Source organism: Veillonella denticariosi JCM 15641, from assembly GCF_002959855.1.
Classification (GTDB): domain Bacteria; phylum Bacillota; class Negativicutes; order Veillonellales; family Veillonellaceae; genus Veillonella; species Veillonella denticariosi.
Map to the genome: position 1 here is coordinate 150,864 of NZ_PPDB01000003.1, position 25,728 is coordinate 176,591.

Sequence of the window (25,728 nt, forward strand, 5' to 3'; positions counted from 1 at the left end):
CTACATCAACGTTTCATTATATACAGCACGTCCGCCCCCAATGCTCTTAGGACGAACACGACACGCGGTCACATGAGCGGAACCGATCTCCTTAATACTGAGACGCACCGGCACTGTCACATGTTTCATATGCATACCGATAAAAGTATCGCCAATATCTATACCGGCATCGGCGTTAATAAACTCGACCACCACAGGATTTGTGAACTGTTCATAGGCCCTTACCGCCATAGCACCGCCGGCATGCAGCTGAGGAACCACATTCACCTCTTCCTCCCATGTAACGGCTCCACGCTCCATCACCAGAGCGCGATTAATATGCTCACAACATTGAACCGCTAAATTAAGCCCACGAGCCTTAACGGCATCATATATTTCATCAAATACGGCATGAGCCACATCGACGTGGGAATCAGTGCCTATTTTTTTACCCATAATTTCACTGGTGGAGCAACCGACAACAAATAATTGCCCCGCATGAATTTTTGCTAAATCTAATAACTCAATCATCGCCACACGGACAGACTGACGGATATCTTCTAAGGAACTCATATCATCGCCTCACTCGATAATGAATATATAAAATCTATAATGTATGTTATCACAAAATCGATAGATTCGATAGACTATACTCTACACATTTGAGGTGAACATCGCATGATAATACCGTATAAATCTTGAAAGTATCGCCCTAAACCGCCGGAGACATTTAAAGGCAACAAAAAAGAGGCTCGCTAAAGCAAGCCTCTTTCAATCGCTCAGTGGCGACGATTAGATTTTTCTGTAAGGTTTTTGACCTAATTCGTAGAAGTTGTTACCTTCAGTATCGCCGACTACGATGCAAGGGAAATCTTCAACAGTCAATTCAGCCAAAGCTTCTGGACCAAGTTCACCATAAGCAAGTACTTCGTATTTTTTGATGGATTTTGCAATCAATGCTGCAGCGCCACCCACTGCTGCGAAGTATGTGCAACCGTTTTTCTTCATAGATTCAACTACTTCCGGTTTACGGGAACCTTTACCGATCATGCCTTTGATACCTTGATCAAGCATGGTCGGTGTGTAAGCATCCATACGACCGGAAGTTGTAGGACCAGCGGAACCGATTGGATCACCAGGTTTTGCAGGTGTTGGTCCAAGATAATAAACGAATTTATTCGTCCAGTCGATTGGCAATTTTTCACCACGCGCTAAAGCTTCAGTCATAACTTTATGAGCAGCATCACGAGCGGAGTAAATTTTACCGGTGATAAGAACGCTATCACCAACTTTTAATTTGCGGGAAAACTCTTCATTATATTCTTCAGTATTAATGCGAATTGATTCAGCCATTGTTTTTACCTCCTATCGATTAAAGTACTACGTGAGCATGACGAGCAGCATGGCACATGATAGTAACTGCAACAGGAAGACCTGCGATATGAGTTGCGCCCCATTCGATGTTTACACCGATACAAGTTGTAGTGCCGCCCAATTGTGGTCCGATACCGGTCTTGTTAACCATTTCCATGATTTCTTTTTCCAATTTCGCATAGTCTGCATCTTTATGAGGTACGCTAATGTCACGAAGCAATGCTTTTTTGGACATAACAGCTGCCTGGTCCATAGTACCGCCAATACCTATACCGAGTACGATTGGAGGGCATGGGTTAGGACCTGCATGTTTTACGATTTCAAGAACTGCATTTTTAACGCCTTCCACGCCATCAGCAGGTACGAGCATAGCTACATCGGATTTATTTTCAGAACCGAAACCTTTTAACTCTATTTGAATATCTACTTTATCGCCAGGAACGATTTCAGTGTAGATAATAGCAGGTGTGTTATTTTGTGTATTTTTGCGGTTGAACAACGGTTCAGCTACAACGGATTTACGAAGGTAACCTTCAACATAACCGGCTGCAACACCGGCATTGATAGCTTCTGTAAGATCTCCGCCAACAAAATGTACGTCTTGACCAACTTTTAAGAATACCATTGTCATACCGGTATCTTGGCAGTAAGGACGATCTTCAGCATCGGCAATTTCTGCATTTTTGATGATTTGATCGAGAACGATACAACCTACCGGAGACTCTTCTGTTTCACGGCCTTTTTTCAAACCTTCATAGATGTCTTTTGGCAAGTGGTAAGCTGCGTCCATACACATTTGACGGACTGTTTTTGTGATTTCAGATACTTGAATCTCGCGCAAGATAATCCCTCCTCAGGAAAATAGTTGAATATTAATTCTAATACCGATGAGATGAATTACATTTCTCAAGCATATGAGAGAATATCCATCTCAAACCGATTGAGATTAACTCTATACATAAATCGTAGCACACAATATAGGGGGATTCAACGCCCCACCTATACAGTTTTCTCAATGCTTTTCAATGTTTTGAGAATTATTTTCACGCATAATTCTACATATATTAAGGCCCTTCTGCGAGTATTTTTTCATGATTTATTCCATAATCATTCTATTTTATAGGTGTGATAAAAGTCATACATATACAGCAGTCTTCCCGCTCTATAGAATGCTTTATATAAAATTTTTAAAACCTATACAATATCTTCTAAAAACCTTGTGAAAGCAGTCTATATCTAATAAGATAAATACACTAATTATATTAATTGATATTATCTTTCAACAACTTTGATTAAACTTTTTAATCTTGCATATCTATACCGATTATCTTCAATATAGATATATTGCTAACTCTTACCTATATTCCTATTATAAAACACCGACAATCCCAGTAAATAACTGTATGTTCTCCTCTTAATAAGTTTTATAAAAATTACTAATTAACTCATCACTTTTTTGTTATGAGTTATATAATTCATAATGTTATGTCTTTTAGTCATATCATTTAACACGAAATTTGGCGACTTTAGCCGAAAAAAATGCTTGCTTTTATAATAAATCTAACATATAATAACAAACGTACCATTCCTCGATAGCTCAGTCGGTAGAGCAATCGGCTGTTAACCGATCGGTCGTAGGTTCGAGTCCTACTCGGGGAGCCACTTTTGGCCCGTTGGTCAAGCGGTTAAGACACCGCCCTTTCACGGCGGTATCCCGGGTTCGATTCCCGGACGGGTCACCAACATGGACGATTAGCTCAGCTGGGAGAGCGCCTGCCTTACAAGCAGGATGTCGGCAGTTCGATCCTGTCATCGTCCACCAGCTAAAGAAGCAAGCTCAAGGCTTGCTTCTTTTTTATTACACTATGATATAATAGTTATTAATATCAACCTTTCATATTGTTATTTAAATTCGTGGAGGAATCATGACACATAGATTTAAAGGCTTTATTCATCCATTACTCATCCTAGGCGCTGTGGCAGTTATTTCAGCTGCGAGCATTGCCCAGGCGGCAACAATCCAATCTGAAACATCAGTTCAAGCAAGGGAACAACACCCTATACTGTCCGCTTCAACTCAAAAGGCTTCTATAGCACCGTATGATGCGAATGTAATAAACCAGATACCAACTGCTGCCGGTAATGCCAGTGCACAGGACAAAGCGACTATCAACGATTCCACAGCAAATTATGACGGTCACCTAAAAAATTTCCCGAGCCGAAAGGTGACCATCGTTGTTCCCGCCACATTGAAAAATGAAAAAACCGCTCAATTCGGTCAATATATGACGGAACGCGTATCAAGCCTATTAAAATATCCATATTATGATACGACCATCGTCAGCACAAATACGCCGACTGCAAATATTTCGGCTACCGATTTAACTCAAATTGCGGCGGCGCAAAATTCCAATATCGTAATCATGCCGGTTCCGATTCAGGATACATATGTCCAGTTAAACTCCATCAATAAAATTCCCCCAGCCGATAACGATGAAATCTACATCACTGCAAAGGTAAGCGGGCTTTTATACTACTATGATATAAATGACAAAATAGTTCATACGGTACGTAGCGGCTTCAATCAAACGGACGACACATTGACTATGCCAACGCATAAAATGATTTGGAACAAGGTTGTATCCATGTTGCTCGATCAATTACCATACAAGCGAATCCCGACGGACCAAGACCGCTATCAGGCGCCCGGCGTCAATGCGGAATCACCGGTAGTGCTGGACTTTCAAGTTGAACAACCTAAAAATACGGCATATTCCCTCAAAGGGGTCAGCGTATTATAAAATCGCATAATACATAACAAAGGGCTAACCGATTGGTTAGCCCTTTTAGAGTTATAGGACAAAACAACACGTTCTGTCCTATAAGCCCTCTTTTATTATATTTGTTTTGTTACATGTAGTCGCAACAGCGCCCGTTTCAGAGCAGCCTGCGCCCGTTCCACATCAATATCCGGTGTCGGATGGGACAGACGACCTTCGGCACGCTCTTTCGCACGCCGAGCACGTTCAATATCAATCACGTCCGGATCTTGACAATCAGGCGTTACGATATTCACCTTGTTATGTTCGATTTCACAGAAACCGCCGAATACGGCATATTCCTTTGATGTACCGCCGGGCTCATCAATGCGTAACGGGGCCACATCTAAAGCGATAATCATGGGTGCATGATTGGGTAATATCCCGAAGCTTCCGTCGATAGCACGGCCCACAAAGAATGTAGACTGTCCATCATATACAACCGAATCAGGCGTAATAATCTGTAGGGTCATAGGTTCCGCCATGGATTATTCCCCCTTCTCTTGCATTTCCTTTGCTTTTTGAACGGCTTCATCAATGGTACCGACCATGTAGAAAGCGCCTTCCGGCAAATCATCATGCTTACCGTCCAGGATTTCTCTGAAGCCTCTCAATGTTTCGGACAATGGTACGTATTTGCCGGGAGAACCGGTAAATACTTCGGCTACGAAGAACGGTTGACTCAAGAAACGTTGAATCTTACGTGCGCGGGATACGGTAAGCTTATCTTCGTCAGATAATTCTTCCATGCCGAGAATTGCGATGATATCTTGAAGATCCCGATATTTTTGCAATACTTCCTGTACGCCGCGAGCTACCGCATAATGTTCTTCACCAAGCACATGAGGATCAAGAATACGACTTGTAGAATCCAACGGATCCACCGCCGGATAAATACCTAATTCCGCAATGGAACGGGACAATACAGTTGTCGCATCCAAGTGAGCGAATGTTGCAGCCGGTGCCGGGTCAGTCAAGTCATCGGCAGGTACGTATACAGCTTGTACGGAGGTAATGGAACCTTCTTTTGTAGATGTGATACGTTCCTGTAACGCCCCTACGTCATTAGCCAATGTAGGTTGATAGCCTACGGCAGACGGCATACGGCCCAAGAGGGCGGATACTTCGGAACCCGCCTGGATAAAGCGGAAGATGTTATCGATGAACAAGAGCACGTCTTGTTTCTTCACATCACGGAAGTATTCAGCCATTGTAAGCCCTGTAAGACCTACACGCATACGAGCTCCTGGCGGTTCATTCATCTGGCCGTATACGAGGGCCGTTTTATTGATAACGCCGGACTCTTTCATTTCATTCCACAAGTCATTACCTTCACGGGTACGTTCCCCTACGCCGGAGAATACGGAATAGCCGCCGTGCTCAGTCGCAACGTTGTGGATCAGTTCCATAATCAATACGGTTTTACCTACACCGGCACCACCGAAAAGACCGATTTTACCGCCTTTTACATATGGGGCGATGAGATCAACGACCTTGATACCGGTTTCCAGAATTTGTGTGTCCGGAGAAAGGTCATCAAATTTAGGTGCCGGACGGTGAATCGGCCATTTTGCATCAGCTACCACAGGCGCCGGATCATGGTCCACCGTTTCACCGAGGACGTTAAAGATACGACCTAATACGCCATCCCCTACAGGAACAGAAATAGGTGCACCAGTATCCTCAGCCTCCATATTACGGGTCATACCGTCAGTAGAACTCATGGCAACACAGCGAACGGTATCGTCCCCCAAATGCTGCATAACCTCTACTACAATTTTTTGTCTATCGTGTGCTTTATGATCATGGTAGATGTAAATAGCGTTATAAATGGCTGGTAAATGACCCGCTTCAAAACGCACGTCTACAACCGGTCCGATGACCTGCACAACTTTACCAATATTATTACTCATCGACAGATGTCTCCTTATCTATTGCAAGGCGTTAGCGCCGCCAACAATTTCAGAAATTTCATTTGTAATACTGGATTGACGTAACTTATTATATTCAAGCCCTAGGGAATCAATGAGTTCCCCCGCATTATCCGTTGCGGATGTCATGGCCGTCATACGAGCGCCCAGTTCACTGGCAGCGGATTGCAACAATCCATTATATACGGTAATTTCTAAATACTTCGGCAATAGCGCTTCCAAAACGGATACAGCGGACGGCATAAAATCATATTCCTCGCCCTGTACCTCGTCTTGCGGCTGCTCAATCGGCAACAAACGTTCAGCCTGTGCAATTTGCGTCATAGAATTTACAAACCGTGTATAAATCATGATGACTTCGTCTACTTCATGACGTTCGTATAGTGAAAGCGCCTCATTCATAATAGCGCGCGCATGTTCATAGGATGGCTTGTCGGAAAATCCGCTAAAGGATTTATCGATATGGATACTTCTGGATTTCATGCTGTCCCGAGGTTTTCGCCCCACCGTGATGACACGGTACGCTTCCGGGCTTTTACCGTGAAGCTGCTCCATAGCAAACTTCAACACATTCGACGAGAACGCTCCGGCAAGGCCTTTATCGGCGCCTACTACAATATAACAGGTTCTCTCTACGGAGCGTACCTCCAAGAGAGGGCTTTCAAAACCTTCCAAGTCACTATTCGACATATGACGCAAGATTTGCCCAACCTTCTCCGCATAGGGACGGGTTGCTTCCGCCTTTGTCTGAGCCTTACGGAGTCGAGCTGACGCTACCATCTTCATCGCTTTTGTAATTTGTTGCGTATTGGTAACACTTTTTATGCGCTTTCGCAAATCTTGTGCACTAGCCATACATTACGCCTCCTTATGAGACACTAACATATGAGTAGAGCCAAATGCTTCCACACATTCCGGAATTGCTTGCTTCAATAGGTTTTCTGTTTCTTCCTCTAATTTCTTAGACGTATCGATATTGCTGATAATTTCAGGATAATTAGCTTTCACATAGCGCAATAATTCCGCCTCGAACGCCAATACATCATCAACCTGAATAGATGATAAATATCCCTTTGTACCTGCATATAAACAGATAACCATTTCAGCAACGCTCATCGGTTCGTATTGACCCTGTTTCAACATCTCCGTCAACCGTTCTCCGCGATCGAGCTGAGCACGAGTCGCCGCATCAAGATCGGAACCGAACTGGGCAAATGCCGCAAGTTCACGATATTGAGCAAGGTCCAAACGCAATTGACCCGCTACCTGTTTCATCGCTTTAGTCTGTGCACTGCCGCCTACACGGGATACGGACAAACCTACGTCAACGGCAGGACGAACACCTGAGTAGAACATATCGGTTCCCAAGAATATCTGACCGTCCGTAATGGAAATTACGTTTGTCGGAATATACGCGGATACGTCGCCGGCCTGCGTTTCAATAATCGGCAATGCCGTAATGGAACCGCCGCCGAGTTCTGGTGAAAGCTTCGCCGCACGTTCCAACAGACGGCTATGTAAGTAGAATACGTCACCCGGATATGCCTCACGCCCCGGTGGACGGCGCAATAATAGCGACATAGCACGATATGCAGCCGCCTGTTTTGTTAAGTCATCATATACGCACAATACGTGTTTGCCTTGATACATGAAGTATTCACCCATGGCAACACCCGCATATGGTGCGATATATTGAAGCGGCGCACCTGTGGATGCACTTGCGGATACTACGATAGTGTAATCCATCGCACCGGCTTCTTCTAATTTCTGAACCACGCGCGCAACGGTGGATTCCTTTTGCCCGATGGCTACATAAATACAGATAACGTCCTTGCCCTTTTGGTTCAAGATTGTATCCAAGGCGATTGCCGTTTTACCGGTACCGCGGTCACCGATGATAAGTTCACGTTGTCCACGGCCGATCGGTACCATCGAATCAATGGCTTTAAGCCCCGTTTGCAACGGTTCATTTACGGACTGACGATCCGCAATACCCGGTGCAGGATGCTCGATAGGACGACGTTCCGTAGCATGGATGGTGCCCTTGCCGTCAAGCGGTTGTCCCAATGGATTCACAACGCGACCAATCAAGGCATCCCCTGCCGGAACATCCATAATTTTACCGGTACGACGCACTTCATCGCCTTCTTTAATCAGGAAGTCATCACCTAAAAGTACGGCACCGACATTATCCAATTCCAAGTTCAAAACCAAGCCATAAACACCGTGAGGTAATTCCAACAACTCACCGGCCATGGCTCTTTCAAGACCATAAATATGGGCGATGCCGTCCCCTATGTCGAGAACTGTACCCACGTCATCGACATTGAGATCAACATCATAGTCCTGAATTTGCTGTTTGATTATAGCAGTGATTTCTTCAGGCTTCATTTTCATATATACCCATTCACCCCTATCTAATAGAGTTCGTTCGCAATAAAGATTTTTCTAATTCCTGTAACCGGCGAGATACGGATCCGTCTATACGCTTATCCCCTAATTGGATAACGATACCGCCCATAATGGATGGATCTTGGCGCACAGATAAAATAACATCTTTCCCTGTTACTTCTCGTAATTTAGCTTGTACAGATGCTTCTACATCAGCTGTGATTGGTTCTGCTACAGTCACAGTAGCGTCCAAAATGCCACGAGCCTCTCGTGATTTTTGAATAAACGCTGCAATGGCCTGTGCAATATAACGATGGCGCCCGCGTTTAATCATCACATAGATAAAGTGTAAAGCAACTTTGTCGATACTAGATTCAAAGATAGAACCAACTAACTTAATCTTTGCATCTTCTGTAACGATTGGATTTTCAAGGAATGAACGAAGTTCAGACTCTTCCGCCATAACGGACGCTACATAACCTAATTGCTCCTCCATGAGTTCCAAATTATTTTGTTCTTGAACTAATTCAAACATAGCCGAACCATATTTATCTGCTACAATTTCTATGCTCATCGTATCACAACCCTATCGTTTTACTATCAAGTTGACGAATAGCGTCTTCGATCAATTTTGTATTAGTTTCGCTGTTCATATCTTTAGCAACAACTTTCCCAGCCATAGCTACAGATAAAGATACCACTTCGTTACGCAAGCTATTCATAGCACGATCGCGTTCAATAGCAATATCTTGGCGAGCACGATTTTTTTCTTGTTCAATTTGCTCGCGTGCTCTTGACAATTGTTCACGTGTTGTATTTTCTGCTTCTTGAACTGCTTTTTCCACAATTTGTTGTGCCTCTACACGAGCATTAGCAATTTGAGCTGCATAATCAGCTTTAAACCCTTCTGCTTCTGCGCGAGCTTGTTCTGCATCTTCTAAGTCTTTAGCAATTCGTTCTTTACGTTCTGTCATTATAGCCAATAATGGTTTATATGCAAAACGAGCCAATAGCCAAACTAATATAAAAAAGTTCAACATTTGAGCAAGAATCGTTCCAAGGCTTAAGTCAACCAAGGTTATTCCTCCTCGTTATTATCTGAATAACAAAATAAATGCTACTACTACACCGATAATAGGCATCGCTTCGATCAAGCCAATCGCTACGAACATAGTAGACATCAATTGACCGCGCAGTTCAGGTTGGCGTGTAATACCTTCAATAACTTTGCTAGATACAAGACCATCACCGATACCTGCACCAATGGCACCACAACCTACTGCGATTGCCGCTGCTAACGCGAATAAACCTTGAGCTTCCATAATATATCCTCCATATAAATTAATTAATGTTCCTCACTAAGCCCCATCCCCAAATAGGATGCAGTAAGAACAGTAAAAATAAAGGCTTGAATAATACCAATAAATAAGCTAAAAGCAATCCAAACCCATGGTACCGGCACAAACCAAGGCAAGTTATATAATACTTCTAACAAAATTTCACCAGCTACGATATTACCGAATAGACGGAAAGCAAGTGTAACAGGTCTAGCAATTTCTTCAAAAATATTGAGTATTAACAAAGCCTTATAAGGTCGTACAAAATGCTTAAAATAAGATAAGCCTTTAACTTTAACCCCCATAACCCATACCACTAATGTACTACATAAAGCTAAAGCAATTGTAGTGTTAATATCGGATGTTGGTGATGTTAAAGCCTTGAATGTTGGCATTAATCCTAACTCATTTCCTACAAAAATAAATAAGAAAAACGTAAATAACAAGGAACTCACCATCGGCCAATGGCGACCCAAATTCGGAGCTAATTGCCCCTCTAAGCCTTCTAATATAGATTCCACTATATTCTGCAAGCCTACAGGCACCAATTTACGTCCCCGGGTGGCTAATACTGTTATCAGTATTACAATAGCCATAGTAACCCATGTAGCAATTAAAGTATCCATATTAAATGTCAACCCCAACCACTGCACGACCTCATGGTGTCCCGCATGTAATTCCACGTTCTCAACCCCTTCCATAAACATAATAAAACCTAATATATTTACATTAATATAAATATAATATATATGTATCATCATACATCGTTATAGATATATAATCAACACTTGAGGGGTAAACAATTCCAATTACTCATAAATATTTTGTGCATAATGCATTATTGGAATACACATATCATTTAATACATATAATCATGAGATTAGAAATGTCGACTAAGCAACCAGTACACTACATATAATACAGGTTGTATCAGTGCAATACCAATAAACATACTAATAGCCTCTATTCCTTGGATTTTCAATCCTAAGACCACTAAAGAGCCTACTAATAAGAGACGCCATATCATCTGTCTGCGCGCCTTACGAACAGCCTTATAAGGATCATCTAATATAATTGCTTGACCATGTAATGCAAGGCTAAGCAAGTAGAGTACCATTATGAAAACGCCCCACAACCAGCCCCATACATAGTGTTGTAATCCGCATGCAACCTGTATTATTACACCTAAAAAGGCAATAAAAAAACAAGTCAGTAGCACGCGCACTATGAATTTTACATATTGATTCATATACACCTCACTACATAACCTGTTTGTACAACATATAGAATCCTGTGACGGCTCCGATCAGACCCAATATTATCATGCATAGCGGACTGGTTTCTAACCAACCGTCCAGTTTATATCCGATCCAAACAAAGCCGCCGATACAGGCAGCTAGTGTCATCCCTGCGGATGTGGCCATAGCCATGGCTTTCACAGTATCCTTATCCATCTTATTTACCGAACCGTTCCGGACGTTTCGCATCGCCCAAGAATTCATGACGAAGCGCCTGAATGATACGTTCCGATGCTTTGCCGTCACCGTAAGGGTTCACGGAGTTCGACATCAATTTATAGGCTTTTTCGTTACTTAATAATTCATAGGCCGCACCATGTACAGCATCCTTATCCGTGCCTACGAGACGTACCGTACCCGCTTCAACGGCTTCGGGGCGTTCCGTCGTATCACGCAATACGAGAACCGGCTTTCCAAGCGCAGGAGCCTCCTCCTGAATACCACCGGAATCTGTGAGAATCAGATAGGATTTAGCCATCAAATTTGCAAACGGTTCATAATCGAGAGGATCGATAAGGGTCACGCGCTCAACGGAGCCCAGTTCCTCCTGCACCACTTGACGCACCTTCGGATTCTTATGAACAGGAAATACCACTTGAATATCGTCAAACTCAGCAATCAAATCGCGGATAGCCTGATACACATGGCGCATAGGCTCGCCCAAATTCTCTCTGCGATGAGTCGTTACGAGGATTGTTCTTTTAGCGGGATCCAGTGCATTAATCGCTTCGTCCTCAAAGACATAATTATCCTGTACCGTCGTATCGAGAGCATCGATAACTGTATTGCCCGTTACATATAGATGAGCATCATTGATATTTTCCTTTTTCAGATTGCTTTCAGAGCTGGACGTAGGCGCAAAATGATAAGTTGCAATAGAGCCTGTGAGTTTACGGTTCATCTCCTCAGGAAACGGCGAGTAGATATCTCCCGTCCGAAGTCCCGCCTCCACATGTCCCACGGGAATTTCCTGATAAAAGGACGCCAAAGCCCCCGCAAAGGTTGTCGTCGTATCGCCGTGAACGAGAACGACATCGGGTTTCGCTTTTTCCAACACATCCTTGAGGCCCAACAACGCACGATTTGTTACGTCATACAACGTTTGCCCCTGACTCATAATATTCAAATCATAATCCGGCGTAATGTTAAATAGATGCAGTACTTGATCGAGCATATCTCTATGCTGAGCCGTTACCGTTACAATGGGCTCCATATCCGGAGCCGCCTGCAATGCTTTCACAAGAGGGGCCATCTTAATCGCCTCAGGTCTTGTACCGAAGATTGTCATAACTTTTAACATAGTTGCCTCCAATATAATAAGGTAGAAAAAAAGGGGCGCAAGCGCCCCACATATGGTTATTCCTTATGAGAATCATCCGGATTCTCCAAAGCTTTGGCCAATTCATCACGATCGAAGGATATGGTATCATCCGAATCGCTGCGTTCAATTGTAGGACGTGGTAACGGATGCCCTGCCGCATCGCTATGCATGATAACACCAAGACGGCGGGCAATATAGATACTGCACAAGAAAATCACTAAGACCAAGGTCGCTCCGACCCAGGCGTTAACCTCCGCAACGATAACGGATACGCCACCGAAAAGAGCTGTTACGGCATACATCATGAGGACCGCCTGCTTTTGAGACAGGCCCTGAGCTAATAAACGATGATGCACATGACCTTTATCGGGTTTAAAAATCGGACGTCCGCTGATTTTGCGGCGCACAATGGCGAATAAGGTATCCAAAATCGGCAATCCTAACACGATAGCCGGCACTACTAAAGCGATCATGGCCGCCGTCTTGACGGCACCCATAACGGAAATAGCCGCCAACGTGTAGCCTAACAACATAGAACCCGTATCACCCATGAATATTTTAGCCGGATTAAAGTTATATCGCAAAAAGCCTACCGTAGCACCCGCCAAAGCAAGCGCAATACAAGCCAGATCGATTTGACCGAGCTGTAAGGTCATCGCACACACGGCGATACAGGCGATAAAGGATATACCCGCAGCTAACCCGTCAAGACCGTCGATGAGGTTTACGATATTCGTAAAGCCTACAATCCAAAATATAGTCAACGGAATCGCCCAATATTTGAGGTAGATTACACCGCCCCAAGGAAGGTTGATAAAGTCCACTCGAATATCATAGGCCACGAGAATAGCCGCCGCAATAATCTGCCCCATCAGCTTTGTCTTAGGTTCAATCTGCTTGATATCATCCCAAATACCGACGATAACGAGAATGACCGTACCGAGCACAAAACCGAATAATTTATGGTCATGAGGGATTGAACCGTTAAGCAGAACAGATCCCATATAACCGAGAAAAATCGCCAATCCACCGAGTCGTGGAATCGCACCGTGATGCACCTTACGAGCATCCGGCTTATCTATTGCCCCGACGGCGACCGCAAAGCGTTTCACCAGGGGCGTCAATGCATATGTTATGATGAGCGCCAACACAAAGGCCCACACATAATCAGGCATGAACTCTCTCATAAGACACCTCCAACAACCGGGTCACATTCACTGAATTAGTTCGTCAAACTGCGGATAGGTGCCGGAATACGACCGCCACGCGCAATAAACTCTGCCGCACTATAAGGACTCACCTCAATAATAGGGGCATAGCCTAACAGTCCACCAAACTTAACGACTTCACCGACCGTTTTACCCGGTACAGGAATGACGCGAACCGCTGTCGTCTTATTATTAATCATGCCAATCGCCGCTTCATCAGCGATGATAGCGGAAATCGTATCTGCCGTCGTGTCCCCCGGGATAGCGATCATATCAAGCCCTACGGAGCACACACAAGTCATGGCTTCCAACTTATCTAGGGAAAGACTGCCGCAAGCCACGGCATCGATCATGCCCGCATCTTCCGATACAGGGATAAATGCGCCGCTGAGGCCGCCTACATGCGAAGAGGCCATAAGGCCGCCTTTTTTCACCGCATCATTGAGCAGTGCCAACGCAGCCGTCGTACCATGACATCCGCAGGAAGATAAACCCATTTCCTCCAATACATGTGCCACAGAGTCGCCTACGGCCGGTGTCGGAGCCAACGATAAATCGATGATGCCGAACGGTTTACCGAGACGACGGGACGCCTCTTGTGCCACCAGCTGGCCGACGCGAGTGATTTTGAAAGCCGTCCGTTTAATCGTTTCAGCCACTACATCAAAGGGCTCACCGCGAACGGACTCCAATGCATGTTTCACAACGCCAGGACCGGATACCCCAACGGAAATAGCACTATCCCGTTCCGTAACGCCGAAGAAGGCCCCCGCCATAAACGGATTATCCTCAACAGGATTACAGAATATAACGAGCTTTGCACAGCCAAGAGCATCATTATCCTCGGTGAGTTCCGCCGTTCTCTTTACGATGAGGCCCATTTCCCGCACCGCATCCATATTGATACCGGTCTTAGTAGAACCTACACCTACGGAGCTGCACACGATATCCGTCATCGCCAATGCTTCCGGAATCGATTCAATCAGGATACGATCCGCACGTGTCGCCCCCTTCGTAACGAGAGCTGAGAAACCGCCGATAAAATTAACACCTACGGTCTTTGCCGCTCTATCCATGGCCTCCGCGACAGGTACATAAGACGTTAAATCAGTACCGCCCGCCACGAGGGAGATAGGTGTCACGGAAACACGTTTATTGATGATAGGGATACCGAACTCTCGCTCGATATCTTCACCGGTAGATACCAAATGTTCCGCTTCCTTTGTAATGCGATCATAAATGCGGTCGCATAACTCTTTACCGGAACTGGAAGCACATTCTAACAAACTGATACCCATCGTAATCGTACGAACATCAAGCTTATTATCGTGAATCATCTGATTCGTTTCTAGAATATTATCGATAGATAACATGGTGCCCCCTATCCTACGCGGTGCATGCTCAAGAAAATATCCGCATGTTGAGCGCGAATTTCCACGCCGAGTTTCGTTCCTAATGCTGTCAATGCATCCTGAATAGACGTCAAATCCTTTACGTCTTCGGATTCAGTCTCGCACATCATAATCATATTGAACAGACCATCCAAAATAGTCTGATTAATTGACAGAATATTGACTCCATGATCAGCCAAAACTGTACTGACCCCCGCAATGATACCAACGCGGTCGACGCCGACAACGGTAACAACTAATTTCATAATATCACCTTTTCTATGGACTACAAACCATCTAACCGTATACGGTCATTCGATAAACTATATTAATATATTATATCATAATTTATCGCTTTTTTTCGGTGAATTCTTCATGAGATTACACAAAACTATAAATAGTTATGCATCTTCTGAAAGTGCAGCGGTTACAATTTCTTCACCGGCCGTCAACAATGCCACGAGACCGCGGTCACCTTTATAGCTTTCACCATAAATTTTATACAGGTCCTCCGTGCCTGACGGACGCGCTACAAACCAGCCTGTCTCAGTTTCTACACGAACCCCGTCAATGGGCATATCTTTATAAAGTGATGTAGTGCGAATCGCAGTAATCGGATCACCATCCACCTCAACAGCCGTAATCGCACCCGCATCAAGGGCTTTCAATTTTACCTTTGCCGCCTTGGAGCAAGGCGCGTCGATGCGGCCGAATCGAGGTTCCCCGCAATCTTCAATGATACCCTTATATAATTTTTCAACGGTAGCACCCATAACAGCCAGCATTTCAATGGACAACAAGGCCATAATCATGCCGTCCTTATCCGTGGTCCAAACGGTGCCATCCTTCTTGAGGAACGATGCTCCGGCTGATTCTTCGCCGCCGATACCGATAGTTCCGTCGAATAAAAGAGGACTGAAATATTTAAAGCCCACCGGTACTTCATAGACCTCAATGCCTTTCTTTGCAGCCCATTTATCGATCATAGTAGTACATACTACGGTCTTTCCGACGCCTTTATCCTTCCATCCGCGCGTCGTAAAGAGATAGTCCGCCGCAGTCGCCAAAAAGGCATTCGGCGATGCCAGCCCTTCCGGACTTACCACACCGTAGCGGTCATAATCAGGATCATTACCGACAGCCAAATCATAATTCCCGATTTGCTTGATAACATCCGCCATGGCATACTCGGACGAGCAGTCCATACGAACCTTGCCGTCATGGTCATAGGTCATAAAGCTGAACGTAGGGTCGTAATCATCATTGATGATGTCCATATTCAAATGATATCGTTCATTAATAGCGCGCCAGTAACTGCTGCCGCTACCGCCAAGAGCATTGACGAGGACCTTCAGTTTCGCACTTTGAATGGCCTCCATATTAATAATGGAAGATAGTTCTTCCACATAAAGCCCTTTGTAATCATACGGTTCCTGTTGCGACGGTTCTATATTGTCCAAACTGATGCGTTTAAATCCATCCATCTCGCAATAAGCGCGCAAATATTCATTCGCTCTGGTTTCAATCCACTTCGTCACCAATGTATCCGCCGGCCCGCCGTTAACGGTATTATACTTAATGCCGCCGTTATCCGGAGGATTATGAGACGGCGTGATGACAATTCCGTCAGCCTTATCATCATGGCTTTCATTATAACGAATAATAGCACGGGAAATAGACGGCGTCGGTACAAAGTCCATATCGCTGTCAACCATTGCAACGATACCGTTGCCGGCCAGCACCTCAAGAACCGTCACCAATGCCGGTTGTGATAAAGCATGTGTATCCTGACCTACGAATATAGGACCGGTAGCGCCGAACTGTCCACGTCCATCACAGATAGCCTGTGTAATAGCCGCCACATGAAGATCCGTAAAAGTCCCGTTAAGCGACGTACCGCGGTGTCCTGACGTGCCGAAAGACACCAGTTGCGTCGGATCATTCATATCCGGTGTATTGTCAGAATACGCCTCTATCAAGGCCTCTAAATCAATAATATCTTGTTCTTGTACAGGCTTGCCTGCTAACTCATGAGCCATAGGAACCTCCCAATTACATGTACGGCGAACATGCATAAAACCGTACATGTACCTATCTTAATAATAATGAACATCTGCTCAGTTTACATAACGATAGATGTCTACATAGTCCATAAAATCATACTCTGTGAAATAATAATATAATCTATTAATTAGCCTAACATGACCACGCACTTACTTATTTGTCACATAATGTGCATTTTCCTGACATTCTTTCGCCAGCATTTCCACCGAAGCCGGTATCGTAGGTCGTGTAAAACCTTCTCCGATAACCTCCTGCGCATCGGTAATGAGGATAAACGCATGTTCGTCCGCCTCTTGAATGACTTCTTTCAGTTTATTCACCTGCAACAGATTTACCGCCACCATGACGATTTGTCGCGGGGTCCGCGTATAGGCACCGATACCGTTGATGATGGTCGCACCGCGACCGACCTTATTGATGATGCATTCACAAACTTCATCGGTCCGATAGGTGATGATGAAAGCAACCTTTCTCTGGTTAAACCCGATGACTACTTTATTCGTAATGATCGTATATACATAAACGCTGACAAGTGTCACCGCTACCGCCTCAAGACCTACAACGGCGACAGCCACTGCGAGGATAACGCAGTTAATGATGCTGTTAATGGACCCCATCTGCAATCCGTAATATTTCCGCACGATAAGGGCGATAGGGTCAAGGCCGCCCGTATTTCCGCCAACCCGATATACTATACCGAGTCCCACACCGGTCGTAACACCGGCCATCATAGAGCTCAACAGAGGATCCTGAATAATCATGTTATATTGCAGAAAATCAAACTGATCAATCATCCAGGACAACATCAACGTACCGTATATCGTATTGACTACGACACGTTTTCCCAACCAGTGCCAGGCGGCCCAACATATAGGTATATTCAAAATAATATTCCATGTCCCGATGGATAGCCCCGTAAGATAATATAATATAAGCCCCAAACCGCTGAGACCGGTACTCACCAGCTTATGCGGCAGAACGAATGCATCAAGCCCGGCGCCGAAAACAGCACACCCGACGGCGACCATCACAACCTGGTATATATCGGCTTTATACTTGGTTAACATAACCCCTCCAAATTGCCATTTCCCTATAAATATTCTATAATGGAGTATCTAAAACATACGCATTTACAATACGTTTAAGAATAATACAACTAGCGTATACAGATTCATCATAAACCACTTAATGGTTATTTTCAATCACTTTATAACAGTATAGAATAAACATATGAAATGCATATATCACATATCCATTCAAGGCTTTGTCGATAAGGGTTACAATCCTGTTGCAAAGCATATTAAAGCATATTTCAGAATCTAACTATATACATATACTAACGAGGATTTCATGAGTAAAAGTTTCGAGCAACTCGGTTGCAGTAAAATTAATATAGGACTCGCCATCACGGGTAAGCGCGATGACGGTTATCACGATATCGATTCCATCTTTCAATCCATCCGTCTCAGTGATTCCATCTACTTTGCCAAACACCATTCCGTCGTATTTTCCGGAGGGGCTCCGGAGCTGCCCGATTATATGCAGAACCTCGTCACATATGGTGAAAGCAATCTCGCCCTTAAGGCGTTACGCGCCATCCAGGCCTATACGGGATGTAAGGCGGGTGCCGCCATTCACCTGTTAAAACGCGTGCCCGTTCAGGCCGGCCTAGGCGGCGGCAGCGCCGATGCGGCGGCGATGTTAAAAGGATTAAACAAATTTTGGGACCTGCGTCTGACGCAAGATGAATTATTGACATTAGGATCTCAATTAGGCTCCGACATTCCTTTTCTATTACACGGCGGTACGGCACGCGGCACGGGTCGCGGAGAGATCCTTACCTACGGTAGGTCTCCACAACCGCATTGGCTCCTATTGGTTAAACCGACAACATCTGTTTCAACGGCAGCTGCATATAATCAATTCAAAGGTAACTCAAAGGCCACATCCGAAACGATTGATACGGTGCGGAAACACATCGAAAACAACGATATGTATGCGGCTTTCACCAGCAGTATCAACACCTTCGAAGAACTATTGTTCCCCGAACACGAGGAATTGGCCCAATGTAAGGAGTTCTTTATATCCCGCGGATATCCGACCATCATGACCGGCAGCGGTCCGACGATGGTCGTACTGCTCGAGAAAGCGACAGATGCCTTGCACCTGCAGGACGAAATCTCAAAAGCGGGCCACGACTGGCTCTCACTCATTACAAAAACATGCACAGAGGAGGATTTACCATGACAAAACGGTTGCAACCCATACGCCTCGATGCGTACAAACCGCTACGGGAAGTTGTAAGTGAAACATTACGACAGGCCATCCAGGAAGGCATTTTAAAGCCCGGTGAACGGCTCATGGAAATTCCTCTGGCAGAGGAACTGGGCGTCAGCCGTACACCGATTCGCGAAGCCATCCGCAAACTCGAACTGGAAGGCTTCGTCGTTATGATACCGCGCCGCGGCACCTATGTGGCGAACATCTCCTTAAAGGATATTACGCAGGTTTTTGAAATTCGATCCGCCCTGGAAGAACTCGCGGCGGGTCTTGCGGCGGAACGCATCACGGCGGAGGAAATCGAAACCTTGGAGCGCATGCTCGTCGAAATCGGTGATCACATGGAAAACAAGGACATGGAATCCGTCATTACCGCCGACGTGGAATTTCACGAAGTATTATACAAAGCGTCCCGTAATCAACGGCTGGCGGATATTGTTCACAATCTGAGGGAGCAGACCTACCGTTTCCGCAGTTTCTCCATGAACCAGCCGGGTCGGTTGCGCAAAACATGGGAGGAACATCGCCAGCTCGTGGAGGCCATCGCCTCCCATAACGAGACGCAAGCACGCAAGCTGGCGCGAATTCACATGGAACATTCCGAACAGACCCTCTTAAAAGGGATGGAGGAATCCACCGAATTCGATATGTCCAGATAAGTTTTAACAAGAAAGGGATTTTTTATGGAAGCATATTTAAATGATCTAGTGTCCACCATAAACGGTTATTTGTGGAACTACCTCATCATCTTCATCCTCATCGGCGCAGGCCTCTTCTTTACAATGACGACGAACTTCGTACAGATTCGCATGTTCAAAGAAATGCTTCGCCTCGTAGCGAATGGTGCAGGCAACTCGACCGAAAAAAATCACGTATCCTCATTCCAGGCCTTTTGTGTCAGCACCGCCTCCCGCGTAGGTGTCGGCAACATCGCAGGCATCGCCATCGCCGTTGTATTAGGCGGTCCCGGTGCCATCTTCTGGATGTGGATTATCGCCCTCATCGGTGCGGCAACCGGTTTTATTGAAAGTACATTAGCTCAGATCTATAAAGAACCCCTTGCAAAAGGCGGCTTTTACGGCGGCCCTGCCTACTACATCCGCTACGGCCTCAACAATAAGTTCTTATCCGTTCTTTTCGCCATCTTGATCAGCGTTACCTTCGGATGGATTTACAATTCCGTGCAGGCCAACACGTTAGCGGCCTCCCTTGTCACCTTCGACTTTGATGTAACATATACAGGTGCTGTTGTAGCTGTACTCGTAGGTCTCGTCATTTTCGGCGGTATCAGCCGTGTAGCCAAGGTGTCGGAAGTCCTGGTACCGATTATGGCCGTTCTCTATATCTTGACAGCCCTCTTCGTTGTCATCATGAATATCGAGCATTTTCCTCATGTGATTTACACCATCGTTACATCCGCCTTTGATCCTTATGCGGCAGGCGGCGGCTTCATGGGCGCTACCATGATGAACGGTATCAAGCGCGGTCTCTTCTCAAACGAAGCCGGCGAAGGTTCCGTACCGAATGCGGCGGCTACAGCAGCCGTTAATCATCCGGTAGAACAGGGCCTCGTACAAGCCTTCGGGGTTTTCCTCGACACATTCATCATCTGTACCGCATCCGCTTTCATCGTCCTCGTCGTAGGAGACTACAGCACGACAGGTCTTACCGGCATCGCACTTGTGCAACATAACCTGGCACAACAGCTCGGTTCCTGGGCCCCATTGGCCGTAGCCGTGTTTATCGTGATGTTCTCGTTCAGTTCCCTCGTAGGCAACTATTATTACGGTGAAATCAACATCAGCCATTTGACGGATAAAAAAGGCTACCTCTATGCGTTCCGTATCGGCGTTATCATCATGACATTCCTCGGCTCTATCGCATCGCTCGATCTCGTATGGAATCTGGCCGACTTGTTCATGGCATTCCTGGTACTGACAAATGTGAGCTCCATCGTGCGCATGGGCCGAACTGCAGGTCTCGCCCTCGACGATTACATCAAACAACGCAAGGCCGGCGTCGAATCACCCTTATTCCACCGCTCCGTATTGAATCATCCGTACGGCGTTGTATGGTGGGGTGACGGTCAGACGACGGATTCCTCCGTACCGCCTACACCGATTGAAAATACGGTAGAAAACAGATAGTGCTTAAATTTTCTAATAACATATAATTTCCTAACAGAAATACTAGGACCCCCTTGGTGCGATTATCGACACCGAGGAGGTCCTATATTTTTACTATATTTTCTATTATATTTTCTAAAATATGCTCTATTATCTCTTATCAAGACCTTCCCAATCCTTACCCCTCCTTATCGTCCGTAAACTTTCACAAACTATAGAATATAGTTATCCTTTATGCAGGTTATTTTATAAAACATGTCGAATACTATTAATATAGAATTCTTTTCGTATTCTCATAACATATTCTATATACAGGAGGTATGTATGAAAGCATATAACCCTTATGAAAACATGTTAAATACCTTGGATGTGGCTGCGGAAAAACTCGGCTATTCCCGCAGTGATTACGAAGTATTGCGTCATCCGGAACGGGAACTCAAGGTCGCCGTTCCATTACAGCTCGACAACGGCGAAGTACGCGTATACGAGGGCTATCGTTGTCAGCACTCCACATTGCGCGGCAGCGCTAAAGGCGGACTCCGTTTCCACCCTGATTCCGATGAAAACGAAGTGCGTGCCTTGGCCGCATGGATGACCATAAAAAATGCGATCGCCAATCTTCCGTACGGTGGCGGTAAGGGCGGTATCAAGGTCGATCCAAAAACGTTGAGCCAACGCGAACTGGAACGCTTAACCCGTAATTTCGTTCGTCGCATTGCCCCTATTATCGGCGTAAATACGGACGTACCTGCACCGGACGTAAACACAAACGCTCAGATTATGAGCTGGATTGCCGACGAGTACAGCACATTAAAAGGCGAATGGAGCCCGGGTATCGTTACGGGCAAACCGATTGAGGTCGGCGGCTCTCTGGGTCGTAACGAAGCGACCGGTCGCGGCTGTCTCATCGCATTGCAAAGCTATCTCGCTAAAAAAAATCTGGACATCAAAAATCTCACAGTAGCCGTACAGGGCTTCGGTAACGTAGGATCCGTCGGGACACGTCTCATCGCACAGGCAGGGGCTAAAGTCGTTGCCATCGGCGATGTGAGCGTCAACATCTATAATCCGAATGGCATCGACGTTGAAAAAGCATACGAATACGCAAATTCACACGGTCGATCCTTGGAAGGTTACTCCGAACCGGGTATGACCCTCATCGGCGGGCAGGAACTATTGGCTCAACCTGTTGATGTTCTGTACATGGCAGCCCTTGAAAACCAGTTAAACAAAGATAACATGGAAAATATCCAGGCCAAAATCATCCTGGAAGGTGCGAACGGTCCTACTACAAATGATGCGGATAAGTACTTCTACGAAAAAGGCATCGACATCATTCCTGACGTTCTCGCTAACGGTGGCGGCGTAGTCGTATCGTACTACGAATGGGTTCAAAACAAGGCGAGCTACTACTGGACCGAAGAAGAGGTCAACGAACGGTTGACTAAAAATATGCAAAACAGCTTCGAAGCGGTTTGGAACATGCAGCAGAAATATAATGTACCGCCTCGCCAAGCGGCATACATGGTTGCTCTCGAACGCCTCGTAATAGAAACCACATTGCGGGGCTACAACTGCTAAGCTTTCAATGAAAAATTAGATTTATAATCAACCAATTAAACAATTCCGCAATTTCTAATCCATCTTCCTATGCTATAAGCATAAAAAGAGCGTAAACTCTACATATACAGAGTTTACGCTCTTTTATTTGAAAGCCTCATCAATATTATCATACGAAGGATTGCTATTTCATACGAAGGATTGCTATTTCATGCGAAGGTTTCCGACACTTTTATTTAAAAGTCCCCATCAATGCAATCATACGTGGGTTCGCCATTAAGGATCTCACCAGAACAGATCCGACCACAGCCGGCACAGTCTGTCCCACTAAAAGATTCAATACCAGCGGCCAATAGGGAATATCGAGCAACTGGCTGAGCCACAACGGCACACAGAGCGCGGGCACCAGGATAATCGGCAAGATAACCCACCACGAACTGAGCCCCATGCGGCGCATGCCTACGATGATACCCGTCGTCAATATGCCGACACCGAAACCGCCCAGCATATCGAGAATGCCGAGGCCGCCAAATAAAAAATTGGAAATGAGGTTGCCAATCCCCATGGGAATCACCAAAAACGGAAAGGCATAAGCAAGTGCATACAATGATGTTGCTATACGAATTTGATAAGCTCCGAAAGAAATACTTTGGGTCACATACAATAAGACGATATAAAGCGCTACAACCATAGCGGAAATTGTCATTTTTCGGGTAGAACTCATAACACTCACCTCCTCAAATAAAAAAGAACATGGCAAAACTACCATGCTCGAATGCTTATGATTTTCCGTAGTTTTGTTTAGAGACAGGATGGTTTCAAACTGTCTTATTCAATTGTCGCCTTTCGACATATACACATCTTAGCATATATCCGATTGTTTCGCAATTGGTGAAAGTTCAACGCCTATTCCGCAACGTCAGACGAACCGGATTATTTCGCGAAATGAATCGCCGGGTCCTCAACGCCGTTGGCACGAAACGCTTCGGCCCTGTCAATACAGGTACCGCAATGTCCACACGGCACCGCTCCGCCTTCGTAGCAGGACCACGTCAATTCATAAGGCACATGAAGGCGCAATCCTTCTTTCACCACATCCGCCTTGTTGACATTAATGAAAGGCGCCTCCAATGAACAGGCCTGACCTGAGCCTTCAAAGATGGCATCGCCCATGGACTTATAAAACTGTTCCGTACAATCCGGGTAGGCATTCCCTGCCGCATCATCGCTATGCGCGCCGTAGTAAATATAACCGCAGTCGAGTGATAGGGCCAGGGACGCCGCCGCCGACAGGAACAATCCGTTTCTAAAGGGCACATAGGTACTCACCGGACCGTCCCCTTCCCGATCCTGCTGCTCTTTATAGGAACCTTGAGGCACGGCTTCATCGGATTGCATCAAAAGGGACGAATTGCTGAAAGCAAACAGCTTCGTCACGTCCATCGTCTTTCCTTCGATACCGTAATGCGCCAAAACGGCGGCTGCCGCCTCTAATTCCTTGCCATGCTTCTGACCGTATCGGATTGACAACGGCACCACATTATCCTTACCGAACCGCTCAATGGCAAGCGCCAGACATGTCGTACTATCCACGCCGCCGCTGAACAAAACAACGGCACGTTGTTTCTGAGCCATAATTTCTCCTTTCAGAACACGATTATAAGTCGATATCGAGTTCTACAGGACAGTGGTCGGAGCCGAAAATCTGTTGATGAATCTTCGCCTCTTTAATCTTGTCATCAAGGCGCTTGGATGTAATGAAGTAATCGATTCTCCATCCCGTATTCCGTTCACGCGCCTTGCCCATGTATGACCACCAGCTATATTTCTCAATCGCATCCGGATAGAGGTGGCGGAATGTGTCCGTAAAGCCGGCCTCCAGTAATTCCGTCATCTTTGCCCGTTCTTCATCGGAAAAGCCCGCATTTTTGCGATTTGTCTTCGGATTTTTAAGGTCGATTTCCTGATGCGCCACATTTAAATCGCCGCAGAGAATAACCGGTTTCTTCTTATCCAATTCAAGCAAGTAATTGCGGAACGCATCTTCCCAGGTCATACGGTAATCGAGACGCGCCAACTCACGCTGACTGTTCGGCGTGTAGCAACACACGAGATAAAAATTATCATATTCCGCGGTAATAACACGCCCCTCCTGGTCATGTTCTTCAATACCGATACCGTTTGTCACGGAAAGCGGCTTGATACGCGTAAATACGGCGGTACCGCTATATCCCTTCTTCACCGCACTGTTCCAAAACTGTTCATAGCCGGGCAATTCCAGTTGAATCTGATCCGGTTGCAACTTCGTTTCCTGCAGGCAAAAAATATCCGCATCCAATGCGTTAAAGGATTCTATAAATCCCTTTGTCACAGCGGCACGCAGGCCGTTTACATTCCAAGAAATTAACTTCATTTAAACTCCTTTATTTTATACTTCTTCGCATGGCGTGCTTCAGCACGGGCCTTTCGGGACTCCTCATTGGCACGCATGGCATTTTCCTTTTTTCCCCGATAATAATTAGCCAGCACGGATAGAAGGAAAATAATCATGACCGTTACATTAAATGCACCGGGCCCGAACGTATAGATATGATAGCATAAATAACCAAATGCGATGATTGACAATATGTGTTTTAAACTTTCCATCAT

28 protein-coding genes and 3 tRNA genes are annotated in these 25,728 nt (G+C 45.5%); 8 read left to right on the top strand and 23 right to left on the bottom strand.

The window, feature by feature from the left end; translation table 11 throughout:
• The 3 genes from VEHSUH05_RS03165 to VEHSUH05_RS03175 form a co-directional block, all read right to left on the bottom strand.
• Positions 1–552 (bottom strand): TIGR01440 family protein, encoded by a 552-nt coding sequence (locus VEHSUH05_RS03165; protein WP_105090697.1) that lies wholly within the window; start codon positions 550–552, stop codon positions 1–3.
• A gap of 219 nt (positions 553–771) precedes the next feature.
• The gene (locus tag VEHSUH05_RS03170) at positions 772–1,332 is read right to left on the bottom strand and encodes a Fe-S-containing hydro-lyase (RefSeq protein WP_004695073.1); all 561 of its coding nucleotides are present in this window, start codon (positions 1,330–1,332) and stop codon (positions 772–774) included.
• A gap of 19 nt (positions 1,333–1,351) precedes the next feature.
• Positions 1,352–2,194 carry a fumarate hydratase gene (locus VEHSUH05_RS03175; RefSeq protein WP_105090698.1) on the bottom strand — a complete coding sequence of 281 codons (843 nt, stop codon included), beginning with the start codon at positions 2,192–2,194 and terminating at the stop codon, positions 1,352–1,354.
• A gap of 745 nt (positions 2,195–2,939) precedes the next feature.
• Between VEHSUH05_RS03175 and VEHSUH05_RS03180 the strand changes: the two genes are divergently transcribed.
• From VEHSUH05_RS03180 to VEHSUH05_RS03195, 4 genes are all read left to right on the top strand, one after another.
• A tRNA-Asn gene (locus VEHSUH05_RS03180) sits at positions 2,940–3,015 on the top strand.
• Between the two features lie 5 nt (positions 3,016–3,020).
• Positions 3,021–3,095, top strand: a tRNA-Glu gene (locus VEHSUH05_RS03185).
• A 4-nt stretch (positions 3,096–3,099) separates the two neighbouring features.
• Positions 3,100–3,175, top strand: a tRNA-Val gene (locus VEHSUH05_RS03190).
• A 103-nt stretch (positions 3,176–3,278) separates the two neighbouring features.
• Positions 3,279–4,154, top strand: a complete 876-nt coding sequence (locus tag VEHSUH05_RS03195; protein ID WP_105090699.1) for a hypothetical protein — start codon at positions 3,279–3,281, stop codon at positions 4,152–4,154.
• A 95-nt stretch (positions 4,155–4,249) separates the two neighbouring features.
• Here the strand turns inward: VEHSUH05_RS03195 and atpC are convergent, their stop codons facing one another.
• The 16 genes from atpC to VEHSUH05_RS03275 form a co-directional block, all read right to left on the bottom strand.
• Positions 4,250–4,657, bottom strand: coding sequence for an ATP synthase F1 subunit epsilon (gene atpC / locus VEHSUH05_RS03200; protein WP_105090700.1), 408 nt, complete (start codon positions 4,655–4,657; stop codon positions 4,250–4,252).
• Between the two features lie 3 nt (positions 4,658–4,660).
• Positions 4,661–6,085: a F0F1 ATP synthase subunit beta gene (atpD, locus tag VEHSUH05_RS03205; RefSeq protein ID WP_038116423.1), complete on the bottom strand. Its 1,425-nt coding sequence runs from the start codon at positions 6,083–6,085 to the stop codon at positions 4,661–4,663.
• Positions 6,086–6,103: 18 nt separating this feature from the next.
• Complete coding sequence (atpG, locus tag VEHSUH05_RS03210; protein ID WP_105090701.1) at positions 6,104–6,958, bottom strand: ATP synthase F1 subunit gamma; 855 nt, start codon at positions 6,956–6,958, stop codon at positions 6,104–6,106.
• Between the two features lie 3 nt (positions 6,959–6,961).
• Positions 6,962–8,500, bottom strand: a complete 1,539-nt coding sequence (gene atpA, locus VEHSUH05_RS03215) for a F0F1 ATP synthase subunit alpha (protein WP_105090702.1) — start codon at positions 8,498–8,500, stop codon at positions 6,962–6,964.
• Between the two features lie 16 nt (positions 8,501–8,516).
• Positions 8,517–9,068: an ATP synthase F1 subunit delta gene (gene atpH / locus VEHSUH05_RS03220; protein ID WP_105090703.1), complete on the bottom strand. Its 552-nt coding sequence runs from the start codon at positions 9,066–9,068 to the stop codon at positions 8,517–8,519.
• A gap of 4 nt (positions 9,069–9,072) precedes the next feature.
• Positions 9,073–9,570 (bottom strand): F0F1 ATP synthase subunit B, encoded by a 498-nt coding sequence (atpF, locus tag VEHSUH05_RS03225; RefSeq protein ID WP_038116433.1) that lies wholly within the window; start codon positions 9,568–9,570, stop codon positions 9,073–9,075.
• Between the two features lie 18 nt (positions 9,571–9,588).
• Positions 9,589–9,816 (bottom strand): F0F1 ATP synthase subunit C, encoded by a 228-nt coding sequence (gene atpE / locus VEHSUH05_RS03230; protein ID WP_004695064.1) that lies wholly within the window; start codon positions 9,814–9,816, stop codon positions 9,589–9,591.
• Positions 9,817–9,839: 23 nt separating this feature from the next.
• The gene (gene atpB, locus VEHSUH05_RS03235) at positions 9,840–10,538 is read right to left on the bottom strand and encodes a F0F1 ATP synthase subunit A (protein WP_038116531.1); all 699 of its coding nucleotides are present in this window, start codon (positions 10,536–10,538) and stop codon (positions 9,840–9,842) included.
• Positions 10,539–10,711: 173 nt separating this feature from the next.
• Positions 10,712–11,080 carry a hypothetical protein gene (locus VEHSUH05_RS03240; protein WP_038116435.1) on the bottom strand — a complete coding sequence of 123 codons (369 nt, stop codon included), beginning with the start codon at positions 11,078–11,080 and terminating at the stop codon, positions 10,712–10,714.
• Between the two features lie 10 nt (positions 11,081–11,090).
• A complete protein-coding gene (locus tag VEHSUH05_RS03245; protein WP_038116438.1) occupies positions 11,091–11,285 on the bottom strand; it encodes an AtpZ/AtpI family protein in 195 nt (64 codons plus the stop codon).
• Position 11,286: 1 nt separating this feature from the next.
• Positions 11,287–12,429, bottom strand: a complete 1,143-nt coding sequence (gene wecB, locus VEHSUH05_RS03250) for a non-hydrolyzing UDP-N-acetylglucosamine 2-epimerase (protein ID WP_095066454.1) — start codon at positions 12,427–12,429, stop codon at positions 11,287–11,289.
• 56 nt (positions 12,430–12,485) lie between these two features.
• Entirely contained in the window at positions 12,486–13,637 is a 1,152-nt protein-coding gene (locus tag VEHSUH05_RS03255; RefSeq protein ID WP_038116442.1) for a glycosyltransferase family 4 protein, read from the bottom strand.
• A gap of 35 nt (positions 13,638–13,672) precedes the next feature.
• Positions 13,673–15,031: a PFL family protein gene (locus tag VEHSUH05_RS03260; protein ID WP_105090704.1), complete on the bottom strand. Its 1,359-nt coding sequence runs from the start codon at positions 15,029–15,031 to the stop codon at positions 13,673–13,675.
• Positions 15,032–15,039: 8 nt separating this feature from the next.
• Positions 15,040–15,315, bottom strand: a complete 276-nt coding sequence (locus VEHSUH05_RS03265; protein ID WP_038116444.1) for an ACT domain-containing protein — start codon at positions 15,313–15,315, stop codon at positions 15,040–15,042.
• Between the two features lie 135 nt (positions 15,316–15,450).
• On the bottom strand, positions 15,451–17,088 hold the full coding sequence (locus VEHSUH05_RS03270) for a phosphoglucomutase (RefSeq protein ID WP_105090705.1): 1,638 nt from the start codon (positions 17,086–17,088) through the stop codon (positions 15,451–15,453).
• 174 nt (positions 17,089–17,262) lie between these two features.
• Positions 17,263–18,180 (bottom strand): YitT family protein, encoded by a 918-nt coding sequence (locus tag VEHSUH05_RS03275; protein WP_095066457.1) that lies wholly within the window; start codon positions 18,178–18,180, stop codon positions 17,263–17,265.
• Between the two features lie 283 nt (positions 18,181–18,463).
• Here VEHSUH05_RS03275 and ispE point away from each other — a divergent pair, with 283 nt between their 5' ends.
• The 4 genes from ispE to VEHSUH05_RS03295 all read left to right on the top strand — a co-directional run bounded on the left by ispE (position 18,464) and on the right by VEHSUH05_RS03295 (position 23,100).
• Positions 18,464–19,360, top strand: a complete 897-nt coding sequence (gene ispE, locus VEHSUH05_RS03280; protein WP_105090706.1) for a 4-(cytidine 5'-diphospho)-2-C-methyl-D-erythritol kinase — start codon at positions 18,464–18,466, stop codon at positions 19,358–19,360.
• Positions 19,357–20,052, top strand: coding sequence for a GntR family transcriptional regulator (locus tag VEHSUH05_RS03285; RefSeq protein ID WP_095066459.1), 696 nt, complete (start codon positions 19,357–19,359; stop codon positions 20,050–20,052). The genes ispE and VEHSUH05_RS03285 overlap by 4 nt, the downstream gene beginning before the upstream one ends.
• 24 nt (positions 20,053–20,076) lie before the next feature.
• The gene (locus VEHSUH05_RS03290) at positions 20,077–21,540 is read left to right on the top strand and encodes an alanine/glycine:cation symporter family protein (protein ID WP_105090707.1); all 1,464 of its coding nucleotides are present in this window, start codon (positions 20,077–20,079) and stop codon (positions 21,538–21,540) included.
• Positions 21,541–21,843: 303 nt separating this feature from the next.
• Positions 21,844–23,100: a Glu/Leu/Phe/Val family dehydrogenase gene (locus tag VEHSUH05_RS03295; protein ID WP_105090708.1), complete on the top strand. Its 1,257-nt coding sequence runs from the start codon at positions 21,844–21,846 to the stop codon at positions 23,098–23,100.
• A gap of 211 nt (positions 23,101–23,311) precedes the next feature.
• On the opposite strand, the gene VEHSUH05_RS03300 is transcribed toward VEHSUH05_RS03295, so the two are convergent.
• The 4 genes from VEHSUH05_RS03300 to VEHSUH05_RS03315 form a co-directional block, all read right to left on the bottom strand.
• Positions 23,312–23,803, bottom strand: a complete 492-nt coding sequence (locus VEHSUH05_RS03300; protein ID WP_105090709.1) for a QueT transporter family protein — start codon at positions 23,801–23,803, stop codon at positions 23,312–23,314.
• Positions 23,804–24,012: 209 nt separating this feature from the next.
• Complete coding sequence (gene queC / locus VEHSUH05_RS03305) at positions 24,013–24,729, bottom strand: 7-cyano-7-deazaguanine synthase QueC (RefSeq protein WP_105090710.1); 717 nt, start codon at positions 24,727–24,729, stop codon at positions 24,013–24,015.
• A gap of 7 nt (positions 24,730–24,736) precedes the next feature.
• On the bottom strand, positions 24,737–25,492 hold the full coding sequence (locus VEHSUH05_RS03310) for an exodeoxyribonuclease III (protein ID WP_054674344.1): 756 nt from the start codon (positions 25,490–25,492) through the stop codon (positions 24,737–24,739).
• Positions 25,489–25,725, bottom strand: coding sequence for a hypothetical protein (locus VEHSUH05_RS03315; RefSeq protein ID WP_054674342.1), 237 nt, complete (start codon positions 25,723–25,725; stop codon positions 25,489–25,491). The genes VEHSUH05_RS03310 and VEHSUH05_RS03315 overlap by 4 nt, the downstream gene beginning before the upstream one ends.
• Between the last annotated feature and the right edge of the window lie 3 nt (positions 25,726–25,728).

Excerpts from the sequence above, each read along its gene's own strand:
- wecB (WP_095066454.1), bottom strand. The coding sequence starts at position 12,429 with ATGTTAAAAGTTATGACAATCTTCGGTACAAGACCTGAGGCGATTAAG.
- atpG (WP_105090701.1), bottom strand. The coding sequence starts at position 6,958 with ATGGCTAGTGCACAAGATTTGCGAAAGCGCATAAAAAGTGTTACCAAT.
- atpE (WP_004695064.1), bottom strand. The coding sequence starts at position 9,816 with ATGGAAGCTCAAGGTTTATTCGCGTTAGCAGCGGCAATCGCAGTAGGT.
- VEHSUH05_RS03285 (WP_095066459.1), top strand. The coding sequence starts at position 19,357 with ATGACAAAACGGTTGCAACCCATACGCCTCGATGCGTACAAACCGCTA.
- VEHSUH05_RS03165 (WP_105090697.1), bottom strand. The coding sequence starts at position 552 with ATGAGTTCCTTAGAAGATATCCGTCAGTCTGTCCGTGTGGCGATGATT.
- VEHSUH05_RS03255 (WP_038116442.1), bottom strand. The coding sequence starts at position 13,637 with ATGAGAGAGTTCATGCCTGATTATGTGTGGGCCTTTGTGTTGGCGCTC.
- VEHSUH05_RS03270 (WP_105090705.1), bottom strand. The coding sequence starts at position 17,088 with ATGGCTCATGAGTTAGCAGGCAAGCCTGTACAAGAACAAGATATTATT.
- atpA (WP_105090702.1), bottom strand. The coding sequence starts at position 8,500 with ATGAAAATGAAGCCTGAAGAAATCACTGCTATAATCAAACAGCAAATT.
- atpB (WP_038116531.1), bottom strand. The coding sequence starts at position 10,538 with ATGTTTATGGAAGGGGTTGAGAACGTGGAATTACATGCGGGACACCAT.
- VEHSUH05_RS03240 (WP_038116435.1), bottom strand. The coding sequence starts at position 11,080 with ATGAATCAATATGTAAAATTCATAGTGCGCGTGCTACTGACTTGTTTT.
- VEHSUH05_RS03310 (WP_054674344.1), bottom strand. The coding sequence starts at position 25,492 with ATGAAGTTAATTTCTTGGAATGTAAACGGCCTGCGTGCCGCTGTGACA.
- VEHSUH05_RS03315 (WP_054674342.1), bottom strand. The coding sequence starts at position 25,725 with ATGGAAAGTTTAAAACACATATTGTCAATCATCGCATTTGGTTATTTA.
- VEHSUH05_RS03195 (WP_105090699.1), top strand. The coding sequence starts at position 3,279 with ATGACACATAGATTTAAAGGCTTTATTCATCCATTACTCATCCTAGGC.
- VEHSUH05_RS03275 (WP_095066457.1), bottom strand. The coding sequence starts at position 18,180 with ATGTTAACCAAGTATAAAGCCGATATATACCAGGTTGTGATGGTCGCC.
- VEHSUH05_RS03260 (WP_105090704.1), bottom strand. The coding sequence starts at position 15,031 with ATGTTATCTATCGATAATATTCTAGAAACGAATCAGATGATTCACGAT.
- VEHSUH05_RS03170 (WP_004695073.1), bottom strand. The coding sequence starts at position 1,332 with ATGGCTGAATCAATTCGCATTAATACTGAAGAATATAATGAAGAGTTT.
- atpC (WP_105090700.1), bottom strand. The coding sequence starts at position 4,657 with ATGGCGGAACCTATGACCCTACAGATTATTACGCCTGATTCGGTTGTA.
- ispE (WP_105090706.1), top strand. The coding sequence starts at position 18,464 with ATGAGTAAAAGTTTCGAGCAACTCGGTTGCAGTAAAATTAATATAGGA.
- atpH (WP_105090703.1), bottom strand. The coding sequence starts at position 9,068 with ATGAGCATAGAAATTGTAGCAGATAAATATGGTTCGGCTATGTTTGAA.
- VEHSUH05_RS03245 (WP_038116438.1), bottom strand. The coding sequence starts at position 11,285 with ATGGATAAGGATACTGTGAAAGCCATGGCTATGGCCACATCCGCAGGG.
- VEHSUH05_RS03295 (WP_105090708.1), top strand. The coding sequence starts at position 21,844 with ATGAAAGCATATAACCCTTATGAAAACATGTTAAATACCTTGGATGTG.
- atpD (WP_038116423.1), bottom strand. The coding sequence starts at position 6,085 with ATGAGTAATAATATTGGTAAAGTTGTGCAGGTCATCGGACCGGTTGTA.
- VEHSUH05_RS03300 (WP_105090709.1), bottom strand. The coding sequence starts at position 23,803 with ATGAGTTCTACCCGAAAAATGACAATTTCCGCTATGGTTGTAGCGCTT.
- VEHSUH05_RS03290 (WP_105090707.1), top strand. The coding sequence starts at position 20,077 with ATGGAAGCATATTTAAATGATCTAGTGTCCACCATAAACGGTTATTTG.
- VEHSUH05_RS03265 (WP_038116444.1), bottom strand. The coding sequence starts at position 15,315 with ATGAAATTAGTTGTTACCGTTGTCGGCGTCGACCGCGTTGGTATCATT.